Source organism: Paraburkholderia guartelaensis, assembly GCF_004353905.1.
GTDB lineage: Bacteria > Pseudomonadota > Gammaproteobacteria > Burkholderiales > Burkholderiaceae > Paraburkholderia > Paraburkholderia guartelaensis.
In genome coordinates, this window is sequence record NZ_SMOD01000050.1 from 14,665 (window position 1) to 36,337 (window position 21,673).

The 21,673-nt window shown below is 63.1% G+C and carries 23 protein-coding genes; 12 read left to right on the forward strand and 11 right to left on the reverse strand.

Annotated elements, in window-relative coordinates; genetic code table 11:
* Positions 1–6 precede the first annotated feature (6 nt).
* Positions 7–1,341, forward strand: a complete 1,335-nt coding sequence (locus E1N52_RS37305; RefSeq protein ID WP_133189393.1) for a cytochrome c — start codon at positions 7–9, stop codon at positions 1,339–1,341.
* 129 nt (positions 1,342–1,470) lie between these two features.
* Positions 1,471–2,664: a porin gene (locus E1N52_RS37310; protein ID WP_133189471.1), complete on the forward strand. Its 1,194-nt coding sequence runs from the start codon at positions 1,471–1,473 to the stop codon at positions 2,662–2,664.
* A gap of 87 nt (positions 2,665–2,751) precedes the next feature.
* Here the strand turns inward: E1N52_RS37310 and E1N52_RS37315 are convergent, their stop codons facing one another.
* Together E1N52_RS37315 and E1N52_RS37320 are read right to left on the reverse strand one after the other, a co-directional pair.
* Positions 2,752–2,970, reverse strand: a complete 219-nt coding sequence (locus E1N52_RS37315; RefSeq protein WP_028207581.1) for a hypothetical protein — start codon at positions 2,968–2,970, stop codon at positions 2,752–2,754.
* A gap of 87 nt (positions 2,971–3,057) precedes the next feature.
* Positions 3,058–3,864, reverse strand: a complete 807-nt coding sequence (locus tag E1N52_RS37320; RefSeq protein WP_133189395.1) for an AraC family transcriptional regulator — start codon at positions 3,862–3,864, stop codon at positions 3,058–3,060.
* Between the two features lie 116 nt (positions 3,865–3,980).
* On the opposite strand from E1N52_RS37320, the gene E1N52_RS37325 reads away from it, so the two are divergent.
* Positions 3,981–4,931 carry a DMT family transporter gene (locus tag E1N52_RS37325; RefSeq protein WP_133189398.1) on the forward strand — a complete coding sequence of 317 codons (951 nt, stop codon included), beginning with the start codon at positions 3,981–3,983 and terminating at the stop codon, positions 4,929–4,931.
* Between the two features lie 36 nt (positions 4,932–4,967).
* On the opposite strand, the gene E1N52_RS37330 is transcribed toward E1N52_RS37325, so the two are convergent.
* Entirely contained in the window at positions 4,968–5,966 is a 999-nt protein-coding gene (locus tag E1N52_RS37330) for a fatty acid desaturase (protein WP_133189400.1), read from the reverse strand.
* 41 nt (positions 5,967–6,007) lie between these two features.
* A complete protein-coding gene (locus E1N52_RS37335) occupies positions 6,008–7,051 on the reverse strand; it encodes a sugar ABC transporter substrate-binding protein (protein WP_133189403.1) in 1,044 nt (347 codons plus the stop codon).
* A 153-nt stretch (positions 7,052–7,204) separates the two neighbouring features.
* Here E1N52_RS37335 and E1N52_RS37340 point away from each other — a divergent pair, with 153 nt between their 5' ends.
* The 5 genes from E1N52_RS37340 to acuI all read left to right on the forward strand — a co-directional run bounded on the left by E1N52_RS37340 (position 7,205) and on the right by acuI (position 11,784).
* On the forward strand, positions 7,205–8,239 hold the full coding sequence (locus tag E1N52_RS37340; RefSeq protein ID WP_133189413.1) for a LacI family DNA-binding transcriptional regulator: 1,035 nt from the start codon (positions 7,205–7,207) through the stop codon (positions 8,237–8,239).
* A 99-nt stretch (positions 8,240–8,338) separates the two neighbouring features.
* Positions 8,339–8,926, forward strand: coding sequence for a flavin reductase family protein (locus E1N52_RS37345; RefSeq protein ID WP_133189415.1), 588 nt, complete (start codon positions 8,339–8,341; stop codon positions 8,924–8,926).
* Between the two features lie 119 nt (positions 8,927–9,045).
* Positions 9,046–10,059 (forward strand): SLAC1 anion channel family protein, encoded by a 1,014-nt coding sequence (locus tag E1N52_RS37350; protein WP_133189417.1) that lies wholly within the window; start codon positions 9,046–9,048, stop codon positions 10,057–10,059.
* Positions 10,060–10,118: 59 nt separating this feature from the next.
* Positions 10,119–10,754, forward strand: coding sequence for an acrylate utilization transcriptional regulator AcuR (gene acuR, locus E1N52_RS37355; protein ID WP_133189419.1), 636 nt, complete (start codon positions 10,119–10,121; stop codon positions 10,752–10,754).
* A gap of 46 nt (positions 10,755–10,800) precedes the next feature.
* Positions 10,801–11,784, forward strand: coding sequence for an acrylyl-CoA reductase (NADPH) (acuI, locus tag E1N52_RS37360; protein ID WP_133189421.1), 984 nt, complete (start codon positions 10,801–10,803; stop codon positions 11,782–11,784).
* A gap of 44 nt (positions 11,785–11,828) precedes the next feature.
* Here acuI and E1N52_RS37365 read toward each other — a convergent pair whose 3' ends face one another.
* Positions 11,829–12,695, reverse strand: coding sequence for a helix-turn-helix domain-containing protein (locus E1N52_RS37365; RefSeq protein ID WP_133189423.1), 867 nt, complete (start codon positions 12,693–12,695; stop codon positions 11,829–11,831).
* A 204-nt stretch (positions 12,696–12,899) separates the two neighbouring features.
* Between E1N52_RS37365 and E1N52_RS37370 the strand changes: the two genes are divergently transcribed.
* Entirely contained in the window at positions 12,900–13,787 is an 888-nt protein-coding gene (locus E1N52_RS37370) for an NmrA family NAD(P)-binding protein (protein ID WP_133189425.1), read from the forward strand.
* A 419-nt stretch (positions 13,788–14,206) separates the two neighbouring features.
* Complete coding sequence (pstS, locus tag E1N52_RS37375) at positions 14,207–15,244, forward strand: phosphate ABC transporter substrate-binding protein PstS (protein WP_133189427.1); 1,038 nt, start codon at positions 14,207–14,209, stop codon at positions 15,242–15,244.
* Between the two features lie 81 nt (positions 15,245–15,325).
* Here pstS and E1N52_RS37380 read toward each other — a convergent pair whose 3' ends face one another.
* Entirely contained in the window at positions 15,326–15,553 is a 228-nt protein-coding gene (locus E1N52_RS37380) for a hypothetical protein (RefSeq protein WP_133189429.1), read from the reverse strand.
* 76 nt (positions 15,554–15,629) lie between these two features.
* Positions 15,630–15,902, reverse strand: coding sequence for a hypothetical protein (locus E1N52_RS37385; protein ID WP_133189431.1), 273 nt, complete (start codon positions 15,900–15,902; stop codon positions 15,630–15,632).
* A gap of 492 nt (positions 15,903–16,394) precedes the next feature.
* Here E1N52_RS37385 and E1N52_RS37390 point away from each other — a divergent pair, with 492 nt between their 5' ends.
* Together E1N52_RS37390 and E1N52_RS37395 are read left to right on the forward strand one after the other, a co-directional pair.
* On the forward strand, positions 16,395–17,177 hold the full coding sequence (locus E1N52_RS37390) for a class I SAM-dependent methyltransferase (RefSeq protein WP_133189433.1): 783 nt from the start codon (positions 16,395–16,397) through the stop codon (positions 17,175–17,177).
* A 34-nt stretch (positions 17,178–17,211) separates the two neighbouring features.
* Complete coding sequence (locus tag E1N52_RS37395; protein WP_133189435.1) at positions 17,212–18,381, forward strand: GNAT family N-acetyltransferase; 1,170 nt, start codon at positions 17,212–17,214, stop codon at positions 18,379–18,381.
* 33 nt (positions 18,382–18,414) lie between these two features.
* Here the strand turns inward: E1N52_RS37395 and E1N52_RS37400 are convergent, their stop codons facing one another.
* The 4 genes from E1N52_RS37400 to E1N52_RS37415 all read right to left on the reverse strand — a co-directional run bounded on the left by E1N52_RS37400 (position 18,415) and on the right by E1N52_RS37415 (position 21,672).
* Entirely contained in the window at positions 18,415–19,767 is a 1,353-nt protein-coding gene (locus E1N52_RS37400; RefSeq protein ID WP_133189437.1) for an MFS transporter, read from the reverse strand.
* A 157-nt stretch (positions 19,768–19,924) separates the two neighbouring features.
* Positions 19,925–20,332 carry a hypothetical protein gene (locus E1N52_RS37405; RefSeq protein WP_425468196.1) on the reverse strand — a complete coding sequence of 136 codons (408 nt, stop codon included), beginning with the start codon at positions 20,330–20,332 and terminating at the stop codon, positions 19,925–19,927.
* A gap of 99 nt (positions 20,333–20,431) precedes the next feature.
* Positions 20,432–20,662, reverse strand: a complete 231-nt coding sequence (locus tag E1N52_RS37410) for a hypothetical protein (RefSeq protein ID WP_133189439.1) — start codon at positions 20,660–20,662, stop codon at positions 20,432–20,434.
* 206 nt (positions 20,663–20,868) lie between these two features.
* The gene (locus E1N52_RS37415) at positions 20,869–21,672 is read right to left on the reverse strand and encodes an alpha/beta fold hydrolase (RefSeq protein WP_133189441.1); all 804 of its coding nucleotides are present in this window, start codon (positions 21,670–21,672) and stop codon (positions 20,869–20,871) included.
* Position 21,673: the final 1 nt, after the last annotated feature.

Consider the following 21,673-nt stretch of genomic DNA (forward strand, 5'->3'; position numbering starts at 1 on the left):
AGCCGCATGAAGAAGAACATTTTTTCCATCGGCGCGAATGTTGCACGCGCAACTTTCGCGTGCGCGGCGTTCATGGCATTTTCGGCGCACGCGGCCGAGCAACCGAACGCGCTCGTCGCGCATGGCGAATACCTCGCTCGCGCCGGCGACTGCATCGCCTGCCATACCACGCAGGGCGGCAAGCCCTTCGCGGGCGGCCTGAAGTTCGATACGCCCATCGGCGCGATCTACTCCACGAACATTACGCCAGACGCCCGGAGCGGCATCGGCAAGTGGAGCTACGACGACTTCGCCAGGGCCGTGCGCCAGGGCGTGCGGCCGAATGGCGACACGCTCTACCCCGCGATGCCCTACCCGTCGTACGCACGCCTCTCCGATGACGACATGAAGGCGCTCTACGCGTACTTCATGCACGGCGTCGGGCCCGTGCAGGCGCAGAACCGCGCGGTGGACATTCCCTGGCCGCTCTCGATGCGCTGGCCGCTCGGCGCCTGGCGCGTGCTGTTCGCGCCGAAGGTGCAGGCGTTCGACGGCTCGCATTACAACGATGCGATCATCGCGCGCGGCGCCTATCTCGTGCAAGGCCTCGGCCACTGCGGCGCGTGCCACACGCCGCGCGCACGCACGATGCAGGAACTCGCGCTCACCGACCTCGAAGGCGACGACTTCCTCGCAGGCGGCGGCCCGATCGACGGCTGGGTACCTTCCAGTCTGCGCGGCAACCCGCGCACGGGCCTCGGCAGCTGGAACGAGGACGACATCGTGCAGTTCCTCAAGTCGGGACGCAATCTGCATACGGCCGCCTTCGGCGGCATGACCGACGTGGTCCAGCACAGCATGCAGCACATGAACGACGCGGACCTGCTCGCCATCGCGCGCTACCTCAAGACGCTGCCCTCTAGCGCCCCGAAGGAAACCACGTACGCCTACGATCCCGCCACCGCGAACAAGCTGCAAAACGGCGATGCGAGCGCACGCGGCGCAGCGGTCTATCGCGACAACTGCATGGCCTGCCACCGCAGCGACGGACGCGGCTATACGCGTGTATTTCCGGCACTCGGCGGCAACCCGGTCGTGCAGGGCAAGGACCCCACTTCGCTGATTCACGTGCTGCTCGCAGGCAGTGCGCTCGAAGGCACGAAATCCTCGCCCTCGTCGTTCACGATGCCGGCGTTCGGCTGGCGTCTGTCCGATCAGGAAGTGGCCGACGTGTCCACCTTCGTGCGTGCGAGCTGGGGCAACACCGGCGCGCCGGTCAGCGCCGATGACGTCGCCAAGGTCCGCAAGACCGTCACCGTGAGCACGCCGGAGCTGCCGCCCGGCGCAACGCTCAAGCGCTAACGCGCCCCGCGTAGCACTTTTCCCTCCCCGCGTTTCACGCCTGCCGTCTCGTTCGCGAGGCCGCAGGTGTGTGCGCGCATAACCAGAAATCGCTCACCAGGCGATCTTTAGTCGTTGAAACAACAAATGATGAGAAAACACCTGCTCGCCGCACCAGTCCTGTTCTCGCTCGCCGGCATCGCATCGGCGCAAGGCTCGGTCACGCTGTATGGCATTGCCGACGCCGGCATCACGTATCGCAGCAACGAGCGCACCGGCACCACCGGCGCTTACACGGGCCATTCGAACGTGGGCCTCTCCACCGGCAACCTCTCGGGCAGCCGCTGGGGCATCAAGGGCAAGGAAGATCTGGGCAACGGACTCGCGGCCATCTTCCTGCTCGAAGACGGCTTCGACATCACGAACGGCACCTCGGGCCAGAGCGGACGCCTGTTCGGCCGCCAGGCCTTCGTGGGCCTCTCGGACCAGCGTTACGGCTCACTCACCATGGGCCGCCAGTACACCTCGCTCGACGACTTCGTCGGGCCGGTCGCGCCCGTGAACTTCATCGGCGGCTTCGGCGCGCATCCGGGCGACATCGACGACCTCGACCAGACCACGCGCGTGGACAACTCGATCAAGTACACGAGCGCGAACTACGGAGGCTTCACGTTCGGCGCGCTGTACGGATTCGGCGGCCAGGCGGGCAGCATGAAGCGTAAGAACACCTGGAGCGTGGGCGCGGGCTATGCAAACGGGCCGCTGCGCATGGGCGTGGGGTATGAGCGCTCGGACAACAGCAAGACGGGCCTCGACGATCCCACCTACGGCAAGTGGCAAGGCACGTACGACGGCACGTTCAACTCGTCGATCAACGAAGGCTACGCGAGCGCGCAATCGCAGCAGGTGGTGGCCGCGGGCGCCACGTGGGACTTCGGTCCTGCCGTGGTGGGCGTGAACTACAGCAACGTGCAATATCGCTCGGGCGCGAATTCGCTGTTCTCGGGCAATGCGATCTTCAATATCGCAGGCATTTTCACGCAGTGGAACGTGCAACCGCGCACGCATCTGTTCGCGGGCTACAGCTATACGCGGGGCAGCGCCGTGGAAGGCGTGGATGAAGACGCGCAGTACCACAACGTTTCGGTGGGCGCGACCTACGACCTCTCGACACGCTCGACGGTGTATCTGCTCGCGGGCTACCAGCATGCATCGGGCATGACGCTCGACGCCGCCGGCAATCCGGTCGCGGCAACCGCTTCGGTGTCCGACAAGGGCAACGGCCACTCGTCGGCCACGCAGTCGCAAGCCATCGTGAGCGTGGGCTTGCGTCAGAAGTTCTAATACCCTGAATCTTCGTTGCTCGCGCAACGACATCCGCGGGTGCTCATGCGTTGAGCGCCCGCTTCTTTTTGGCGGCCGCGTGGCCGCTCAGTGCAACACCTCGGGCCGGTCCAGCAGGCCGTAAAACTCGTCGATCGTCACGGTCGGTGCGAACTGCGAGAGTGTGGCGACGATCACGTCGTCGGTAATCGCCGATCCTGCCGCCGATTCGAGCTGAACCCCGGCCGCGGCGGCCTGGCTCTCGGCCAGCTCGAGGGCGATCGACAGGATGAAGCGTGCGTCGGTTTGGGTGAGTAGGGCTTTCATGCCTGCACTAACGGCGCGCGCACGGGGAATCTTTAGGGTTTTGTGGGGTTTCGTAAGGCTTGGTAATCGATGCGCGCAGCCCTATGCTCAACGCGTACGCGCCACGAACTGTCCGGGACTCGTGCCCGTCAATCGTCGGAACATTGCGATGAAAGCCGACGAGGTGGCGTACCCCAAATCCAGCGCCACGGCCTCGACGCTGCGCCCCGCATGCAGCATCGGCAGCGCATTGACGAGCCGGATGCGCTGGCGCCATTCCGTCAACGACATGCCCAGCTCGTTTTGCGCGCGGCGCATGAGCGTGCGCTCGCTCATGTGAAACGCATCGGCAAGCTCTGCAAGCGAGCGATTGTCGGCGGGATTCTGGCGCAGCACCTGGAGGATCGCGTTGAGATCGGCGTCGTCGGTATGCGGCACGAAGCTGCCGGTGGTCGCGCAGGTCGACAGCTGATCCACTAGCACGCGCAACAGACGCGCGCGCTGCGTTTCGCCCTCCTCCTCCGCCGGCGTCACGCGCAGATGCTCGAGGATCGCGCGCACGAGTGGCGACACCATCACCGCGCAGCTCGTTGCCGGCATGCGCGTGCACAGGTCGCGGCTGATGTACACCGAGCAATGCACCGTCTCCTGCTCGTTGAAGCCCACGTGCTCGGTGCCCGGCGCGATCCAGAGCCCGAGATGCGGCGGCGTGATGTAGTGCTCGTCCCCCGCCTTCACCTCGGTCGTGCCGCTGAACGCGTAGACGAACTCGCCCCACGGGTGGCACATCTGCGGATAGGTGGCGTGCGAAGGCATGTGCTCCATGCGGAAGAACACGGGCGATGGCAGCACGTCGGTGAAGGGCGGCAGGCGCAGGTAGCGCGCCGGGCGAGCACGGTCAGGTGTTTTGGGCATGGCGGTCTGGGGCTATCGATTGTCAGTTTCGCGCTATATGCGCGCATCCCGACGCATCAATACTACGCCCACTGCCACCAAACTTCAGCCGAATCCTTCAAGTCAGTGAGTCCGCAATGAGAAAGCAAGTCGACGCAACGGCCGTGGCCATCATGGTGGCGCTCTGCCTCGCATGGGGTCTGCAACAGGTCGCGATCAAGGCAGTGGCCGGCGATATCCCGCCCATGCTGCAGATCGGGCTGCGCTCGGGCGTGGCCGCGGCACTCGTGTGGCTCTTCAACCAACTCGTTTCGCGCGAGCGCTGGCTGCCGGGCGTGGCGCGCGGCGCGGGGCTCGTCACAGGCGGCCTGTTTGCGCTCGAATTCGTGTTCGTCGCCATGGGCCTGCGTTGGACCAACGCCTCGCACATGGCCGTGTTCCTCTATACCGCGCCGATGTTCGCGGCAATCGGCCTGCATGTGCGTCTGCCCGACGAACGCCTCGCGCGGCTGCAATGGGGCGGCATTGCGATCGCCTTCACGGGCATTGCCATCACGTTCCTCGGCCCCGCGCTGCTGGGAGCCGACATACCTGGCTCGCCGTTCTGGCTGCTCGGCGACTTCATGGGTCTTTGCGCAGGCGCGGCGTGGGGGCTCACCACCGTCGTCGTGCGCACGAGCCGCCTGAGCGAGGCGCCCGCCACGCAGACGCTCTTCTATCAACTGGCGGGCGCTTTCGTCGTGCTGGTGCCGTTCGCGTTTCTGACCGGCCAGGCGCACTTTCATGGCACGCCGCTCGCCCTCGCCTCCCTCGCGTTCCAGACTCTGCTCGTCTCCTTCGTGAGCTATCTCGTGTGGTTCTGGTTGCTGCGCCGCTATCTGGCCGCGCGCATCGGCATTCTGTCGTTCATGACGCCGCTGTTCGGCGTAGCGTTCGGCGTCGTGCTGCTGCACGAGCGCGTGGAGCCCGCGTTCCTGTTTGGCTCGGCGCTCGTGCTGATCGGCCTGCTGGTGGTAAACGCGCAAAGCTGGGTCCGCCAGGCTTTCGGCCGCCGTGCCGCCAACGCAAACGGCGCTCGGGTTTCCTGATTTGATCGACGGCCGGGCGAGTACCGTCTTGCGCGATCAAGCCACCGCATCACCGCGCTTTCCCACCGGCAGTTCGCGCACGCCCACGTACTCGGGGTCGCGCTGCTGGCGCGCGAAGATCGCAAGAATCTCGCGCCATGCGGGCCACAGTCCCGCATAAGGCTTCGGCATTTGCGAGGCCACCGCGTCATGGAAACCGGGCAGCGCGTGAAACGGCACGCTCGGAAACATGTGATGCTCGATGTGATAGTTCATGTTCCAGTAGAGAAAGCGCACCACGGGATTGAGCATCACCGTGCGGCTCGACACGCGGTGATCGAGCACATTCTCCTTGAGCCCCGTGTGCTGCGTGAGCGCGCAGAGTTCGTGCAGCCAGGTGCCGTAGGCGCGCGAGACAAACAGAAACAGGATCGGCAGCCAGCTATGCGCGACGATCGCCCAGGCGAACACGGCCACATAACACGCGAGCAACACGCGTGAATTCGCGCACATCTTTCTGTACTCGGCCTCCGGCACCACCTCCTTCGCGCCCTTCGTGACGATGCCGAAGCTGTGCAGCACGATCGCGCCGAGAAACTGGATGCCATGCGAAATGCGCAAGAAGTCGGTCACAAGCTTCACGTAGCTGAGCGGCCGCCTGAACGCCAGTTCGGGATCCTTATAAGGTTCGGCGGTCAGGTGCGTGAAGGTGTGGTGCCGGGCATGCAGCCAACGGCTATACACCTGCTCGCGCCACGACATGAAGCAGATGATCCAGTAAGCGGTCTCGTTCATCCAGCGCGTCTTGAACGCGGTCCCATGCCCTAGCTCGTGCGCGGCAGCCTCGCTGAACGCGAACACCGTGCCGTACAGCAAGAAGGCGGGAATCGCCCAGGCCGTGCCGAGCGAGTACCACGCGAGCACGCCGGTCGCCACGACGAGCGCGAGGAAACCGCCCACCTGAATCAGCCCCCGCGCGTCGGTGCGAGTGGAGAATGCCTTGAGGCGCTTGCGGTCGATTTCCACCCGGTACCACGCATTCATGTCGATGTTCATTTGCCGTGCTCCGCGAGAGTTGGTCTCCTGCATCCCTGCCTTCACCGGTACGAACCCGCGTACTTCTGCACGGGCGCGAGGTTGTCGCGCGTGACGAAGCTCGGGCCGGAACTCACCGTCGACCCGGTATAAACGGGCTTGAGGTCGTACTTCGCGAGACGCGCCGCGACCTTCTTGTCGCCCTTGAGCGCGGCGACGATATGGGCCGGGTCATTCGTCTTGTCGCGCACCGCGATCGCCATGGCCGCCACTGAAAGGTAGCCTTGAAGATAGGGCTGCTGATCAATTGCGAACTGGATTTGCCCTGCCTGAATCGCCTTGAGGATGTCCGGCGAAAGATCGAACGTTGCGACATAGAGCTTGCCGGCCTTGCCCGCGTCGTTCACGCCGCGCAGCACGCCCATGGCCTGATCAGGGCCGAGCGCGAGAATCGCCTGGGTGTTGGGATGCGAACGCAGAAAGGCGGCCACCTTGCTTTCGATGACGGTCGGGTCTTCGCCGCTATCCATCGTGGACTTCTTGTAATCGGCGCCGATGGCATCGGCAAAGCCCTTGCAGCGGTCCCACAGCGCCTGGATGTCCGCACCGTGATTCACGCAGAGAAAGTCGTGAATGCCGGCCGCCTTTGCGCGCTCGCCCGCTGCCTTGCCGGCTTCGTATTCGGGCTGGCCGATGTGCAGGATCGCACCGAGCTTCATGCCCGCCTCCGGGCCGCCGTTGATCGTGATGAGCGGAATGTGCTTGGCCTTCACGCCTGCCAGCCCCGTCTGGATCATCTCCAGATTCGGCACGGTGGTGATGACGCCCGCGTAATTGCGCGCCGAGGCCTGCTCGAGAATGCGGACCATGTCGCCGGTGTCGCCCGTCGGCGGATTGCGGTAATCAACGGGCACGCCGAAATCTTCGCTCGCGTCGCGCATGCCGTTTTTCACGGTGTTCCACCACACGTTCGAATCCGAGCCGTGACTCACCATCACAAAGCGCTCCTCGGCGCGCGCCGTATTCGCCACGAATCCGCTACAGAGCGCCACTGCCGCGAGCGCGGCCGCGCACACACGGCCCACGCGAAATCTCGTCATGTTCATGGGGATGTCTCCAGTTTGTGTAGTGTCGATTCCCGTTCGGGCTAGGCCGTCTGGGATGGTTAAAATGTAGTTGAATGAATTTCCGCTCTCAAACGGATTCTTGAGGAAAATTCCTCAAGACCAATCCTCTAATGAAAAGTACGGAAAGCGCGCATGAACACGAGACGCAAACCCACGATGGAAGACGTCGCGAAGGCCTCGGGCGTGAGCTATTCCACGGTCGAGCGTGTGTTGAACGGGCGAGGCGGCGTGGCGCGAGACAAGGAAGCGCGCGTGCTCGAATGGGCGCGCAAGCTCAAGATGGACCGGGCGCTGGACGAAGTGTCCGTACGCTGGCTGCGCATCGCCATCGTCACGCAGAAGCCCGATTCGCCCTATTACATCGCCTTGCGTCACGGCTTCGAACTGGCGCAGAAGTCATTCGAAACTTACCGCGTGATGTGTCAGCTCACGTTCTTCGACGACCTCGAACCGAAGTCGCTCGCGCGCGTGATCGAGCGCGCCGCGCAGAAAGCAGATGCCATGATCGTCGTGGCTTATGAGCATCCCGTAGTGGTGGACGCGCTCTCGCGCGTGGCGCGCAAGATGCCGCTCGTCACCATTGCGAGCGATCTGCCCGATACGGGCCGCCTCGCATACGTGGGCATCGACAACCGCTGCGCAGGGCGCACCGCGGGCGAACTGATGGGCCGCTTTCTGGGCGATACGGGCGGCCAGGTCATGGTGATCGCGGGCCTGCGCACCTATCTCGGCCACGAAGAACGCGACGGCGCATTCCGCTCGGTGCTGCGCAGCCGCTTTCCGGCATGCGAGGTCGTGGCCACGGTGGAAAGCCGCGAAGACGCCGCCTCGACCGAACGCCTCACACGCGACGCCTTCAAGAAGTACCCCGCATTGCGCGGCATCTACAATCTTTCGGTGGGCGACGAAGGCATTGCGCGCGCGCTGAAGGCGCTCAAGCGTGAGCACGCAACCATCCTGATCGGCCACGAACTCACCGAAATCAGCCGCTCGCTGCTCGCCGAAGGCGTGATGGACGCCGTGCTGGACCAAAGCCCTTTCGTCGAAGCCGTGCGCGCCGTGGAGGTCATCCTCGCCCACTACAACCGCGGCGCGGCTGCGAGCCTGCCGTTGCAAACGCCGATGTCGATTTATCTCCAGGCGAATTTGCCGCCTGTCGCGCCTTGAGGTTCACTTCAGCCGCCAGGGTGATGGGCTCGCGCCGCAGATTTCGGCTTTCTAAGGTAAAGTCGCTCGGGTTCCGACTCACCGCGAATCCAGCATACGATGCAAACCCTCTCGACTTTTACGCCCGTGGCGCTCGAACATGCGAGCCGCCTCATCAATCACGGCCCCACCGTGCTCGTCACCAGCAGCGACGGCAAGCGCCGCAACGTCATGGCGGCAGCGTGGTCGATGCCCGTTGAATTCACGCCGCCGCGCATCGCCATCGTGATCGACAAGCGCACGTTCACGCGCGAACTCATCAACGCGAGCGGCACGTTCGGCGTGATCATCCCGGGCGCCGCCGCAATCGATCTGACCTACGCCGTGGGCAGCGTGAGCGGCCGCGAAACCGACAAGTTCCAGCGCTTCAATATCGCCGCCATTACGGGCCCGAAGCTCGGCTTGCCCCTGCTCGAAGCAGGCTGCTCTGCGTGGATGGAATGCCGCCTGATTCCCGAGCGGCATACCGAAGACGCCTACGATACGTGCTTCGCCGAAGTGATCGCCGCTGCCGCCGACCCGCGCGCCTTCCGCAATGGCCACTGGGAACTCGACAGCAGCAACGCCGACCTGCACACGATCCACCATCTCGGCGCCGGCAATTTCGTGCGCGCCGGCGACACGATCAAGGCGCGTGAACTCGCCTAAACGCGCAATCACAATCGAGCCGCTATGATCGCGTGTGGCGTGAAGTCGCCACAAATATTTCGCATTGCAGATATTTGAAAACATCCAACGGTGTGTTTTCAAACGGCCAGGAGCCACGCATGAGCGATCTCGATACGCCGGCCTCATTTGGCAGCCCCAAGGCGACCGCGCAAGCCGGACGACTCGGTTACCTGCCCGTCGCGCTGTTCGGCTCGGTCATGGGGCTTGCCGGGCTCTCGTCGGCATGGCGGCTCGCGCACCGCATGTACGGCATGCCGCTGTGGATCGCGCAGTTGATCGGTGTGCTCGCCGTGCTGGCCTTCTTGATGATCGGCTTCGGGTACGCCGTGAAATGGCTCACCGGCCCCACTGCCGTGAAAGCCGAGTTCGATCATCCCGTAGCGGGCAATCTCTTCGGGACCCTGTTCATCAGCCTGCTTTTGCTGCCCATCCCGCTTGCCGACTTGAGCGTGCCGTTCGCGCGCGCGGTGTGGATCATCGGCACCATCGGCATGATCGTGTTCGCGTGGTTCGTCATCATGCGCTGGCTCAGTCAGCGTCAGCAACCGTCCCACGCCACGCCCACGTGGATCGTGCCCGTCGTCGGGCTCATCGATATCCCGCTCGCCACGCCCGCCATCCAGATCACGGGCGTGAACGGCGTCCTGATGCTCGCGCTCGCCGTGGGGCTCTTTTTCGCTGTGCCGCTTTTCACGCTCATTTTTTCGCGCCTCATGTTCGAGGAGCCCATGGCCAACAATCTGCAGCCGACGCTCCTCATTCTGCTCGCGCCGTTCGCCGTGGGCTTTTCGGCCTATGTGACCGTGACGGGAGAAGTTGACCGCTTCGCCGATGCGCTCTATATGCTCACGCTGTTCCTGCTCACCGTGCTCGTCGGCCGGTTGCGCTATCTCGCGATCACCTGCCCCTTCCGGCTCTCGTGGTGGGCCGTGAGCTTTCCGCTCGCGGGCTCGGTGAGTTGCGCCGAGCGTTACGCCGATCATGCCCCGGGCCCCATCACGCACGGCATCGCAATCTTTCTGCTCGCGACAGTCACGCCTCTGCTGCTCTTGCTGGCCGCCCGCACGTTGTGGGGCGTGCTGCGGGGAGAACTGGAAGCGCTGGCCCACTAGCGGCTCAAGATACAACCGCGCGCTTGAATTTTATAGACGATCGGTCTAATATCGGCGACATGGACTCGACCATCGCCAAACCGCGCCGCGGCAGGCCGCCGAAAGACCCGCGCGCGCACGCCGACACACGCGACACGCTCATTCGCGCCGGCATGGAAATGCTGACCGAACAGAGCTTCGCGGCCACGGGGCTCGATGCCGTGCTCAAGCGGGTAAACATTCCCAAGGGCTCGTTCTATCACTACTTCGACAGCAAGGAAGCATTCGGGCGCGAATTGATGACCGCGTACGATGCCTACTTCTGCGCGAAGCTCGACCGCTGGCTGCAGGACGACACGCGCCCTGCCCTGGAACGGCTTGGCGCCTTCGTCGAAGACGCCAGCAAGGGCATGGCCCGCCACCGCTACACACGCGGCTGCCTCGTCGGCAACCTCGGCGTAGAGGTCGACATCCTGCCCGACGACTTCCGCGAAACACTCGAACGCATTCTGCAGGGCTGGCAAGCGCGCATCGTGGCATGCCTGCAAGATGCCCAGCGCGAAGGCGTGCTCGCAAAGCGCATCGACCTTGCGTCACTGGCCGCTTTCTTCTGGATAGGCTGGGAAGGCGCCGTGCTGCGCGCGAGGCTCGTGCGCAGCGCCGCTCCACTCGATACATTTTTTAGAGGTTTCATCGCGGGGTTGCCGCGCGCGTAAGCCGCGGCAACGCCAACCGTTCACCGTTTCAGGAGCAGGATGCATCATGTTCAAGGCCATACTTATTGATAAGGAATCCGGATCGTATGAAGCCCGCGTTGCCGAAATCGACGAAGCGCGCCTGCCGGAAGGCGACGTGCTCGTCGATGTCGGCTACAGCACGCTGAATTACAAGGACGGTCTCGCGATCACGGGCAAGGGCCCGGTCGTTCGCAGCTTTCCCATGGTTCCGGGAATCGATTTCGCAGGGACAGTCGCGCAGAGCGCGAACCCTGCCTACGCGGTAGGCGACGCGGTCGTGCTCAACGGTTGGGGCGTTGGCGAACAACATTGGGGCGGGCTCGCGCAGAAAGCGCGCGTCAAGGGCGACTGGCTCATTCCGCTGCCGGCGGGCTTCACGCCGCGGCAAACGATGGCAGTCGGCACGGCCGGATACACGGCCATGCTCTGCATTCTCGCGCTGGAACGGCACGGCATCACGCCCGCGCACGGCGACGTGCTCGTCACCGGCGCGAGCGGAGGCGTGGGCAGCTTCGCCATTGCACTGCTCACGCGCCGAGGGTATCGCGTGGTGGCTTCGACCGGCAGGCTGCAAGAGGCGGACTACCTGAAGCAACTCGGCGCCGTCGAAGTCATCGATCGCGCTTCGCTATCGGAGCCGGGCCGCCCGCTGCAAAAAGAACGCTGGGCTGCCGCGATCGATTCGGTCGGCGGCCACACATTGGCAAATGTCTGCGCGAGCCTGCGCGCGGATGGTGCGGTGGCTGCTTGTGGCCTCGCACAGGGCATGGATCTTCCCGCGACGGTCGCGCCATTCATTCTGCGTGGCGTGAGCCTCCTGGGCATCAATAGCGTGACGCGACCGTTTGCTCAGCGGCAGCAAGCCTGGCACGCGTTGGGAGAAACGCTCGACCTGAAGCAGCTCGATACGATTACGCGGGAAATCGGCCTGGCCGAGGCCATTCCAGCCGCCAGCGATCTGCTCGCCGGGCATGTGCGCGGGCGGCTCGTGGTGGATGTCAACCGGTAACGCGCGCGGCAGCGGCGATTCAACGCCTCACGATTTCGCCGCTTTCACGAACGATTCGCGAACTCGCGCGGCGTGACGCCGAGAAGCCGCGTCATCCAGTGCGCCATATGGCTTTGATGCGCGAACCCCGCTTCGAGCGCCACCTGGCTCAGGCCGAGTTTGCCTTCGATGAGCAGCGCCCTCGCGCGTTCGACGCGCCGCCGCACGACATATTGATGCACCGGCATACCCAGCGTTTCACGAAACAACGCCTTGAAATGCGGCACGCTCAGGTCGACGAGCGCGGCGAGTTCGCCGAGCGTGAGGCGTTGATCGAGATGGCTCTCGATGTAATCGGTCACGCGCGCCGCCTTGTGCGCTGCCAGCACGGCGGCGCGGCCTCGTAGCGGCGAATCCGCTGCACCAAGCAACCGCACGACCATTGCGGTGGAAATGCTCTCGGCAAATAGCGGGTCGCAAGCCGTTCCCGCTTCGATTTCGGCCAACAGCGCGCCCGCCAGCGAATTGATACGCGGGTCGCGCAACTGGAGATGCGGCTGGATCTCACGCCTGCCCCACGGGTTCTCCATTTGCTCCGCAATCGATCGCACGAAGCGGTCATCGAACCACACGCGCAGAATCGTGCAGTCCGACTCGTCAGTCCATTCGCCTTCGACCCCGGCAGGCACCACATCCGCGTCGCCGTGGGCCTGGAGCCGCGATTGACGTCGGCCGTCGCAAGCGCATCGCGCACGCACCGGCGTGCCGACATGAATACCAATACGGTGATACGTCATCGCGGGAAAGCGATGCTGCCCTGCACTAACACGCAGCAATTCCGCACCGCCGCCCTGCCAGCCCAATCCAGCGCTCGAACGCAAGCTAACGCTCGTTCCAGCATTGCGGATCGAATCTGCAGTCAGTGCGCTCATGGCATTCCTCTTCGACGCTCAAGCCGTGCGGGAAATCGTGCGATGTTTGCGGCCAGTTTACTGGAATACGGAAGCGCTCGCGCACCGCGCAATAGTGGGCGTATTCAATCATCCGTTTCTGCGCAACGCCATCCGTTCCTGCGCGCCATGCGGCGTTCGTCTGCCTACGATGAGGCAGACCACGCAAACCAGGAGAAAGCGATCATGTATGTGATTTTTGGAGCATCGGGCAAAGCCGGGCGCGTCACCGCCGCCGCGATGCGTCGTGCAGGCAAGCCCGTGCGCGCCGTCGTGCGCCACGCTCGCCAGGGCGAAGCTCTCGCTGAGCTGGGCTGCGAAATTGTCCTCGCCGATCTGACCGACGCGCAATCGGTCGCGGCCGCGATCAAAGGCGCTCACGCCGTTCAACTGCTATGCCCCGTCCCATCCGGTGATAGCGATCCCGAAACAACCATGCGCAAGATGATCGACGTCGCGACCGACGCCCTGCGCGAAAACCCACCCGCCACGCTGCTCGCCATTTCCGACTATGGCGCGGAACTGCCGTTGAATACGGGCATCACGCGGCTATATCACTACCTGGAAAAGCGGCTGAAACCCATTGCAACCCAATTGACGTTGCTGCGCTCGGCGGAACATATGCAGAACTGGGCGGCGTTCATTCCCGGCGCGCTCGCAACCGGTACGCTGCCAAGCCTCCATCTACCCTTGGAGCGCCGCTTTCCCACTGTCGCCGCACAGGACGTTGGCGCAGCGAGCGCCGAGTTGCTGCTCGAATCGCATCGGTCTGACACGACGAGAATCGTGAGCATAGAAGGGCCGCAGAGAGTCAGCGTGATCGACATCGCGGCGGCACTGAGCGAGGCGAGCGGCCGCACGATCATGCCTCTTGCGCTGCCGCGCGAAGCGTGGACACCCATGCTTCTCAAAGCCGGACTCAGCGACAATCACGGCCGGCTCATCACCGATCTGTACGACGTTTACAACACCGGCCGCATCGACGTGGAAGCAAGCCGCAGCGAGCGGCGCTTCGGCACGACCGCGTTACGCGACGTGTTCTGCCCACTCGTTGCGAAATTCAACAGCCAATAGCGCAAACGCCGCCGTGACAAAAAACCGGGCGCTGCAAGCGCCCGGCCGTTCCTGCATGACTATGCAGGCCATCTGTAGCATATCCGTAAGGAAGCGCAAGCATTTTGTCACGACGAACTCGGGGCCGATCCCGCTTGCCGTAACGAAATCTTATGAAAGATTCGCATTGCGAAGATGCGGCTTCGTTCACGCGTTTTCCTCTGCGGAAATCGAATGGCTCAGCCTCTTTTCCGATTCGGCTATTTCGTTTGTTATCCTCATCAACTGCTCGCGCAAACGCACACAACGCCTCGTTGGAAAACGGCAACACGATAGCTGGATTCAATTTGAATCCAGCCTGTCACCATCCTGTAATTGAAACTACGCGGACCAGACAGACTCCGCGACATCCCATAGAACATGAATAACGGGAGAGGCTCGTGAGACCATTGCGCCCCCTGATTACCGCGCTCGTTTGCGGCGTTTGTGCGTTGACGGCCCATGCCGAAGACGTGACTGGATGCGGCAGCACGCTCGCCGCTCCCCTCTACACCCACTGGGCCACCGCCTACCAGAAATCCGGCGGCGGCAAGGTCATCTACCGCAGTACCGGCTCCACGGACGGCATCAAGCAAATCGTCGCGCACGCGGTCGACTTCGCCGGCTCCGATGCCCCGCTCACGAGCGAGCAATTGAGCAAGGATGGATTACGGCAGTTCCCCACCGCGATCGGCGGCGTGGTTCCGGTCGTGAATCTTCCAGGCATCAAGGCCGGGCAGTTGATGCTGAACGGCGAGGTGCTGGGTCAGATCTTTCTCGGCAAGATCCTGTACTGGGACGACCCGGCCATCGCGCGGCTCAATCCGAAGATCAAGATGCCCGACACGCCGATCGCCGTCGTGCGGCGTCTCGATGGTTCGGGCACGACGCTGATCTGGACGCACTATCTCTCGCAGGTGAGCCCCGAATGGAAACGCAGGGTGGGCGAAGGCACCAGTGTTCACTGGCCCCTGGGGATAGGCGGTAATGGTAATGAAGGCGTCGCCACGTTCGTGGGCTATCTGCCCGGGGCAATTGGCTATGTCGCCTGGGACTTCACGAAGCAGAATCATCTGACCTACACGGCCATGACGAACGCGGCGGGTGAGATCGTGGAGCCGGGCATCGATACATTCACCGCAGCCGCCGCGAATGCGGACTGGTCAAGTTCGCTCTTTCAGGTGCTGACCAATCAGCCGGGCAAGGACGCATGGCCCGTGATGGGCGCGACCTACGTGCTGTTGCAGGCGACACCGGACCACTCGGCGCGTAACACGGCGACGCTGAAGTTCTTCGATTGGGCGTTCGCGCACGGCGAGCCGACAATTCAGGCACTGGACTATATTCCGCTGCCTGCCGTTGTCGTCACGAAAATCCGCGCGCAATGGCAAGGCGATAAAAGCGACGACCCCGCACCCAAAACCGTAACCGCTCAGTAGCGTCCACAAACGCCGCTGAAAATCGTCGCGTTGATGGGGGATGAGCAAACGTGGGCGGAGTTCAATGACGGCGCGCGTGCATCAACGCCTGGCAGCTTTGCGCCTGCGGGAATCGGATTTACGGCAGAGGTCCGTCAACACCCAGCGGGCGATGATCTCGGGACGATTCGTTCCGTACTGCGCGAACTTGATTTCGTTTTCGAAGTAGACGATGACGCTTCCGGTCATCACGCGGTAAGCGCCCGCGTAGTTCACACCATCCAGTTCGACGCTCAGTGGATGGGTGGTTTCGTATTCTGCAAGAGCCAAGGGTAAGCGCGAAAATGTCTAAATTATGACAATATCGTTTCGCGCCCCTATCGGTCAATTAAATATGCGTTTTGTTTCATATTGACGATTGTCGTCCCGATTTCAGCACATTACGGGGACCTGACGAACCCTTTAACGGGGCGCGCATTAATGCCGCCTGGCTCAGCCTGCCATACGGGCTTGCCGCGAACCACCGCTCGCCGACGGAAGCGCTCCAGGCATTCACCCAACGCGTCGCCATCAATATTTCGCTCTCTGCTTCGGCATTCATCAGCCGCTTCATTGCCAGGCCAAGGCGGTGCATTGCATACCGCTTACGGCGCGCTTCAGCATCCACTCGCGCGTTCATCGTCTCGCCTCTTCCGGTTGGGTATTGCGTAGAAAAAACCTGGAGACCCACCTGCACCGATACCTTGCGAAGCCGGAGCACCACTCCCGCCGAACTACGCGAGAGCACTCATTAAGGCACGGAAATAAAGGCGGAAACATCAGGGAGAGTATTGAGGGCCGCCGCCATGAAAGCGCTTTCGCCGGACGACGGGAAAAAGGGCGCGCCACGCACGACGATCTGGCTCTCTGCTCAACACTACGCCGGCCATATGACACTCGTTAGTAAGCCACGGATTCGTGCCATTTTGTCGAAATCCAACCGATGAATGGCGGCGACCTGACGCCGCACCGGGCGATCATGATGGATCGGCAACCCCTCACCAGAAGGTTCACAGCGCATCGATCCATGCGAACAACGACACAAGGCGGCCCCCGATTCGCGCTCGGACGCGCACTGAAGCAACCGTTGCTCAATGCAGTCGCCCGGTTGCCCGACAGTGTGCAGCGAGTGATGTTTACACCGCCCATACGCCGCATCTGCATTCGCGTCCCGGTATTGCGCGCGGTGTATTCTGGGTGCCTGCGGCGCCACCCCATCGATCTTCAGTACGGGACGGACACGAGTGGGCTCGTCGATGCCAATGCGCTGCAGCGCGACGCCCAACTTGCCGCCCAACTCAGGCCTTACATGGGCTCGCAGCCGACGATCATCCGCCGTGCGCTCGACACCCTGGGCGATATCACCGGCTACACGTTCATGGACATCGGTTGCGGCAAAGGCCGGCCGATGATCGTCGCCTCCGAATACCCATTCTCCCTGGCGCTCGGCTACGACATCAGCGCGGACCTCGTGAGAACGGCAAACGCGAACGCGACCGTCATGGCGCGGCGCTTTCCGCAACGGCCGCCCATTCGCGCATTGCACGCCAATGTCGCCGATTTGAAGGTGCCGTCGGGCAATGTGGTCGTGTTTCTGTTCAATCCATTCGGGCCCGAGTTGATGGCGTCGTTGCTGGAGAAGCTCGAAGCGGGCCTCGCGAGCGGTACCATCCAGCATCTTTTCATCGTCTACGATAACCCTGTGTGCGGCGAAGTCTTCGACGGCTCCCCGCATTTGAAGCGCTGGTTCGCCGGCGTATTTCCGTACGATCACGGCGAAGTCGGCTTCGGGCCTGAGGACCACGAGAACGTCGTCGTCTGGCAAAGCGTGCGCGGCGCGCGCCCTGACACATTCGCGGACCGCAATCGCCGCATTACGACTAAAGACCGCCTCAGCACTTCCATTGAAGGCTGAATCACAAGCACCACGAATTCTTCAGGAGACGCAAGTGCCGACCTCCGTCGTGGCGATATACGATTCGTCGCCGGCTGCTTCCTTCCGGTACGCGTTGCGCACGTGCGAGACCGTCGATGCGTTTCGTGCATTCGAGCCGCAATGGCGTGCGCTTTTAACGGGATCCGAGGCGTATTCGCCTTTCATCAGCTTTGCCTACTGCGAGGCTGCCGTGGCGGCCGCGCTCAAGAGCGGCGCGAAGGTCGAAATCGCGACAGTGCACGACGCGCGTGACCTTCTGGCGCTATGGCCCGTTGTCATCACGCGCGAAGGCGCGTGGCGATCGGCCCGGGCGCTGGGCTGCGGATGCGGCGAGGAATACGGCGGCCCGCTGATCGCCGACACCCGCCGCGCGGAACTTTACGATGCGGCAGTCCAGGCAGTCTTGCGGATTCACGCCGACGTACTCCACATTCCGATGCTGGAAAACGGCAGCGCGCTGCAACATGCGCTCGACGCCGCGCCGCAGTCATGGGTGCAGCGCGCGCTGCCGCAGCGCTGGCGTGTGATGCCCGGCTATTCGATCAACCTGCGCGCCGCGGCCACATGGAATGACTTCCTCGCAACACGGCATTCGACGTTGCGCAGCGCGCTGCGTTCGAGCGCGAAGCGGTTGCGGCGCGAAGGCGAAGTGAGTTTTGGGTGGTGCAACAGCGCCGAGGACACCGAACGCGTATTGAGGTGGCTATTCGCCAACAAACGCCAATGGGCGCTCAAGCGTGGAATCGAATCGCCCTATTTGATGAACGACAGCGTACGCGACTTCTTCATCGACCTTGCGAAGCGAACCGACCTGGCCAGCCTGCCGCTCGTCGCCTATGTGCAGGTCAACGGGCAGCCGGTGGCGGCATCGGTCAATCTCGTCGGCACGCGCAGCGTCGAGTATTTGATCACCACCTACGACGAGGACTTCAGCGTGTTCTCGGTGGGGAACCTGCTGATCGAATACATCGCGCAATGGGCTCAAGAGCATGGCCGCGACTTCGACTTTCGGCCGCTGCACGGCGACTACAAGGTGCGCTGGGCGGATCGTGAGACAAAGCACGAATCGCGCATCGTCGTGCTCAATGCGCGCGGGCGGCTCATCGAGTTGGCGCTCTCATGGGCACAGGTCAGGCGCGTTTATCGAAAAGTCACGTCGCTTGTCCTGGCCCGCCTGAAATGAGCGAATTGCGTGCATCGGCACCATAGGCACCGCTCACTGCCTCACCACACCGCCCTCCCCGTGCGTTTCGGTTTGTGGCGATTCGTCGAGCGTTTCGAGCGCCGGGTTGTGGTGGAGGACGAGTGCCGCGCCCGCGCCCACGAGGCCGGCTCCCGCAAGACATAGCAGGCCCGCGCCGAAGCCGCCCGTGCTGTCCTTGATCCAGCCCATCGCGTAGGGGCCGAAAAAGCCCGCCAGATTGCCGAGCGAATTGACGGCGGCAATGCCGCCGGCCGCGGCCGCGCCCGAAAGGAACGCGGCCGGCAGCGTCCAGATCACCGGCAGGCAACCGAAAATGCCGAAACCCGCGATGGAAAGCGCCAGCATCTTGAGCACCGGATTATCGAGTCCAGCCGCAGCCGCGATACCGGCGGCCGCAACGGCCAGCGCAAATGCGACGTGGCGCTTGCGCTCCAGACGGCGGTCGGAATGCCGACCCCATAGCACCATCGAAACGACGCCCACCGCGTAGGGCAGCGCAGTGACGAAGCCTGTTTGCACGTTCGTGAGCCCGAACGCCTTGACGATCTGCGGCAGAAAGAAACTGAGACCGTAATTGGTTGCATTCGCACCGAAATAGATCAGCGCCACCGCCAGCACGCGCGGATTGATCAGCGCCTCCAGCACACTGAACGTGCGCACCTTCTCCCGATGACGGCGCTCCTGCGCCTGGCGGTCGACGAGCCAGCGGCGCTCGTCGTCGGCGAGCCAGCTGGCATCGGCGGGTTTGTCGGTCAGATAAAACAGCACGCACACCGAGAGCACGAGCGCGGGTATTGCCTCGATCAGGTAGACCCACTGCCAGCCCGCAAGCCCCCCTCTGCCGTCCAGCGAAAGCAGCGAGCCGGAAACCGGGCCGCCGATTACCGTCGACAAAGGAATGGCCGCCATGAAATAGCCCACCACGCGCGCGCGGTATTTGGCGGGAAACCAGAGCGTCAGCAGAAAAATGATGCCGGGGAAGAAACCCGCCTCGGCGATGCCCAGCAAAATACGCAGTCCATAGAATACGTGCGCGTTCGACATGCCGGTGATGCGGGCAAGGTCCGGAATGAACGCCATCGCACCCGCGATAATGCCCCACGTGAACATGATGCGCGCGATCCAGCGCCTTGCGCCGAACCGTTCGAGCAGCAAATTCGAAGGCACCTCGAAGAAGAAATACGCAATGAAGAAGATCCCTGCGCCAAAGCCGAACGCGCTCGCGGAGAGATCGAGTGCCTTGTTCATCTGCAGTGCCGCAAAGCCGACGTTGACCCGATCGAGATACGCCACGAAGTAGCAAACGATCAGGAACGGCACGAGCCTTGCCGTCACGCGCGCCATGGTGCGGGTTTCAAGCTCCATATCTGTCTCCTTCGAGGCCGGCTGTCCGGCGCGGTGCGCCAGTTGCAGGCCGGACCTTTCGTCCGTTTGGTATCGTTAAAGACTAGTCGCTCGCGGCGCGATACGAAAGGACGGTTCACATGGTGGGATATGGGCCGAAAGCGGAATTAAGGCGCCATTAAAGCTTCGGACACGAAAGCACTTGCAATGGCTGCGTGGCAACGCCGGGCTGGGCGCCACCGGCCGGTGTGCCCTGCGGCGGCGTCGAGACGAGACGCACGCTGTCTGGACCCGCGTTGGCGAGCGCGTACTTCTCCTCGCTGCCTTCGGGTTGCCAGTACGCGCGAAATACGGATCCATCGCTGAAAACGAGCAGCGTGCCGTGCGTGGCCTGCCCTGCGGAAACGAAATCGACCGGTTCGCCGGTGCGCAATGCGAAGCCGCCGGCGGCGTTTGTCCCCACGAGCTTGCCGCACGGCGGCGAGGCGTCGGGGGTGGGAGTGGGATCTGCGCCATGCGCTGGCTGGGTCGCGAGCAACGCCACGCCGAGACACGACGACAACGCGAGCGTAAGAACCGTTTTCACGCGCAACCTCATGAACTCGTCTTCGGTCGCTGCGAAGCGCGCAATCGGCATTCCCGCGCGTGGAGGGCATGAACAGCCGCCCGGCGGGGATAGCAAGCCTTAAAAGCCGCCGGAGCCCTTGCCGAGGGTGTCGATATCGATCTCGAGGGCGCGGCAGACGTCGCGCACGAACTCATCCATGGCAGCCGTGCACTCGGGGCTCCCCGCCGGGAAGTCCTCGGGATTCTTCTTGCCCTGCGCACGGCGGATGATGCGAATGCTCGCCTCGAGCGCGCGCGCCTCAGCCCAGATGGGAAGTTTGTCGGGATAGTCAGGATGTTTGCGCGCCATGACTGGTATTTCGGCAACGGCTACGCGAACTTTAGGCCGGAGCAGCGAGCACACGGCGGCACGCGAATGCATGCCAACCGATCAACACGGATCCCCGTCAGCGGGACATCCACATAGTTGAGGAAGCCAAACGTTTGCGCCGGCATCATTCCGTTGAGACTGGCCGCACTGCTGTTGGCAAGCCCCCCTTTATCCGATGCGCATCATCAAGCGTGCCGCTGAAATTCGGCAATGGCCCGCCACATAGCGACCGGGCTCGAATACATGGGGAAATGCCCGCAATCCGCAATTTCGGCCAACACCACGCCCTGCTCGCGAATGTGATCGAGGTACGAAAGCGAAGCGTTCTGCTCCCCGTACATGAACATCCGCGGAAACGGCAAACCGAGGAATTTCTGCATCAAGTCGCCGTTATCGGAGAGATCGACCATCGACCGGAAAATCGGCCCCACTGCCTCGGCCCTGACCTTGTAGCGCAAACTCGCAGCATAGAGCGCACTCGCATAAGCCGGAGCATGGCGCGTGCGCTCTATGAAATCGCTGAAAAAGCGCTCGGCGTCCGCGCGCGGATAGTCCACGATCTGCCTGCTGAGAAAGCAGTCCTCGGGGGCGATATTGCCTTCGATATCCACGAAGCTGAGCACGCGCTCCGGGTGCCGGTGGGCGAGCATGAGCGCGGTCAGGCCGCCCATGGAGTGTCCGACCAGATGGAAGCGACTAAAACCGACCCGTTCCAGCACCGCGAGCGCGGTATCGACGAGAAACGGAATGTCGATTTTCGAAAGATCGGCACACTGCGTTTCGCCGCAGCCCGGGGCGTCGTACGCGACAAACGGGTGCCCCTCGAACGCCGCGTAACGCACGATATCCGCGTAGTCCTCTTTCGTGGACCCGAACCCGTGAAGGAACACGATGGGAGCCTTATCGCCCTCGCGATGAATGGCGGAGATTTCGAGCGCCGTGCCGTCCACATCGAACGACAACGCCGAATGGGTAAATTCCTGAGGCATC

Bases quoted from the DNA above. Each gene is read 5' to 3' on its own strand.
- E1N52_RS37305 (WP_133189393.1), top strand. From the start codon at position 7: ATGAAGAAGAACATTTTTTCCATCGGCGCGAATGTTGCACGCGCAACT.
- E1N52_RS37310 (WP_133189471.1), top strand. From the start codon at position 1,471: ATGAGAAAACACCTGCTCGCCGCACCAGTCCTGTTCTCGCTCGCCGGC.
- E1N52_RS37315 (WP_028207581.1), bottom strand. From the start codon at position 2,970: ATGAAAGCCCTACTCACCCAAACCGACGCACGCTTCATCCTGTCGATC.
- E1N52_RS37320 (WP_133189395.1), bottom strand. From the start codon at position 3,864: ATGCCCAAAACACCTGACCGTGCTCGCCCGGCGCGCTACCTGCGCCTG.
- E1N52_RS37325 (WP_133189398.1), top strand. From the start codon at position 3,981: ATGAGAAAGCAAGTCGACGCAACGGCCGTGGCCATCATGGTGGCGCTC.
- E1N52_RS37330 (WP_133189400.1), bottom strand. From the start codon at position 5,966: ATGAACATCGACATGAATGCGTGGTACCGGGTGGAAATCGACCGCAAG.
- E1N52_RS37335 (WP_133189403.1), bottom strand. From the start codon at position 7,051: ATGAACATGACGAGATTTCGCGTGGGCCGTGTGTGCGCGGCCGCGCTC.
- E1N52_RS37340 (WP_133189413.1), top strand. From the start codon at position 7,205: ATGAACACGAGACGCAAACCCACGATGGAAGACGTCGCGAAGGCCTCG.
- E1N52_RS37345 (WP_133189415.1), top strand. From the start codon at position 8,339: ATGCAAACCCTCTCGACTTTTACGCCCGTGGCGCTCGAACATGCGAGC.
- E1N52_RS37350 (WP_133189417.1), top strand. From the start codon at position 9,046: ATGAGCGATCTCGATACGCCGGCCTCATTTGGCAGCCCCAAGGCGACC.
- acuR (WP_133189419.1), top strand. From the start codon at position 10,119: ATGGACTCGACCATCGCCAAACCGCGCCGCGGCAGGCCGCCGAAAGAC.
- acuI (WP_133189421.1), top strand. From the start codon at position 10,801: ATGTTCAAGGCCATACTTATTGATAAGGAATCCGGATCGTATGAAGCC.
- E1N52_RS37365 (WP_133189423.1), bottom strand. From the start codon at position 12,695: ATGAGCGCACTGACTGCAGATTCGATCCGCAATGCTGGAACGAGCGTT.
- E1N52_RS37370 (WP_133189425.1), top strand. From the start codon at position 12,900: ATGTATGTGATTTTTGGAGCATCGGGCAAAGCCGGGCGCGTCACCGCC.
- E1N52_RS37385 (WP_133189431.1), bottom strand. From the start codon at position 15,902: ATGAACGCGCGAGTGGATGCTGAAGCGCGCCGTAAGCGGTATGCAATG.
- E1N52_RS37390 (WP_133189433.1), top strand. From the start codon at position 16,395: ATGTTTACACCGCCCATACGCCGCATCTGCATTCGCGTCCCGGTATTG.
- E1N52_RS37400 (WP_133189437.1), bottom strand. From the start codon at position 19,767: ATGGAGCTTGAAACCCGCACCATGGCGCGCGTGACGGCAAGGCTCGTG.
- E1N52_RS37410 (WP_133189439.1), bottom strand. From the start codon at position 20,662: ATGGCGCGCAAACATCCTGACTATCCCGACAAACTTCCCATCTGGGCT.
- E1N52_RS37415 (WP_133189441.1), bottom strand. From the start codon at position 21,672: ATGCCTCAGGAATTTACCCATTCGGCGTTGTCGTTCGATGTGGACGGC.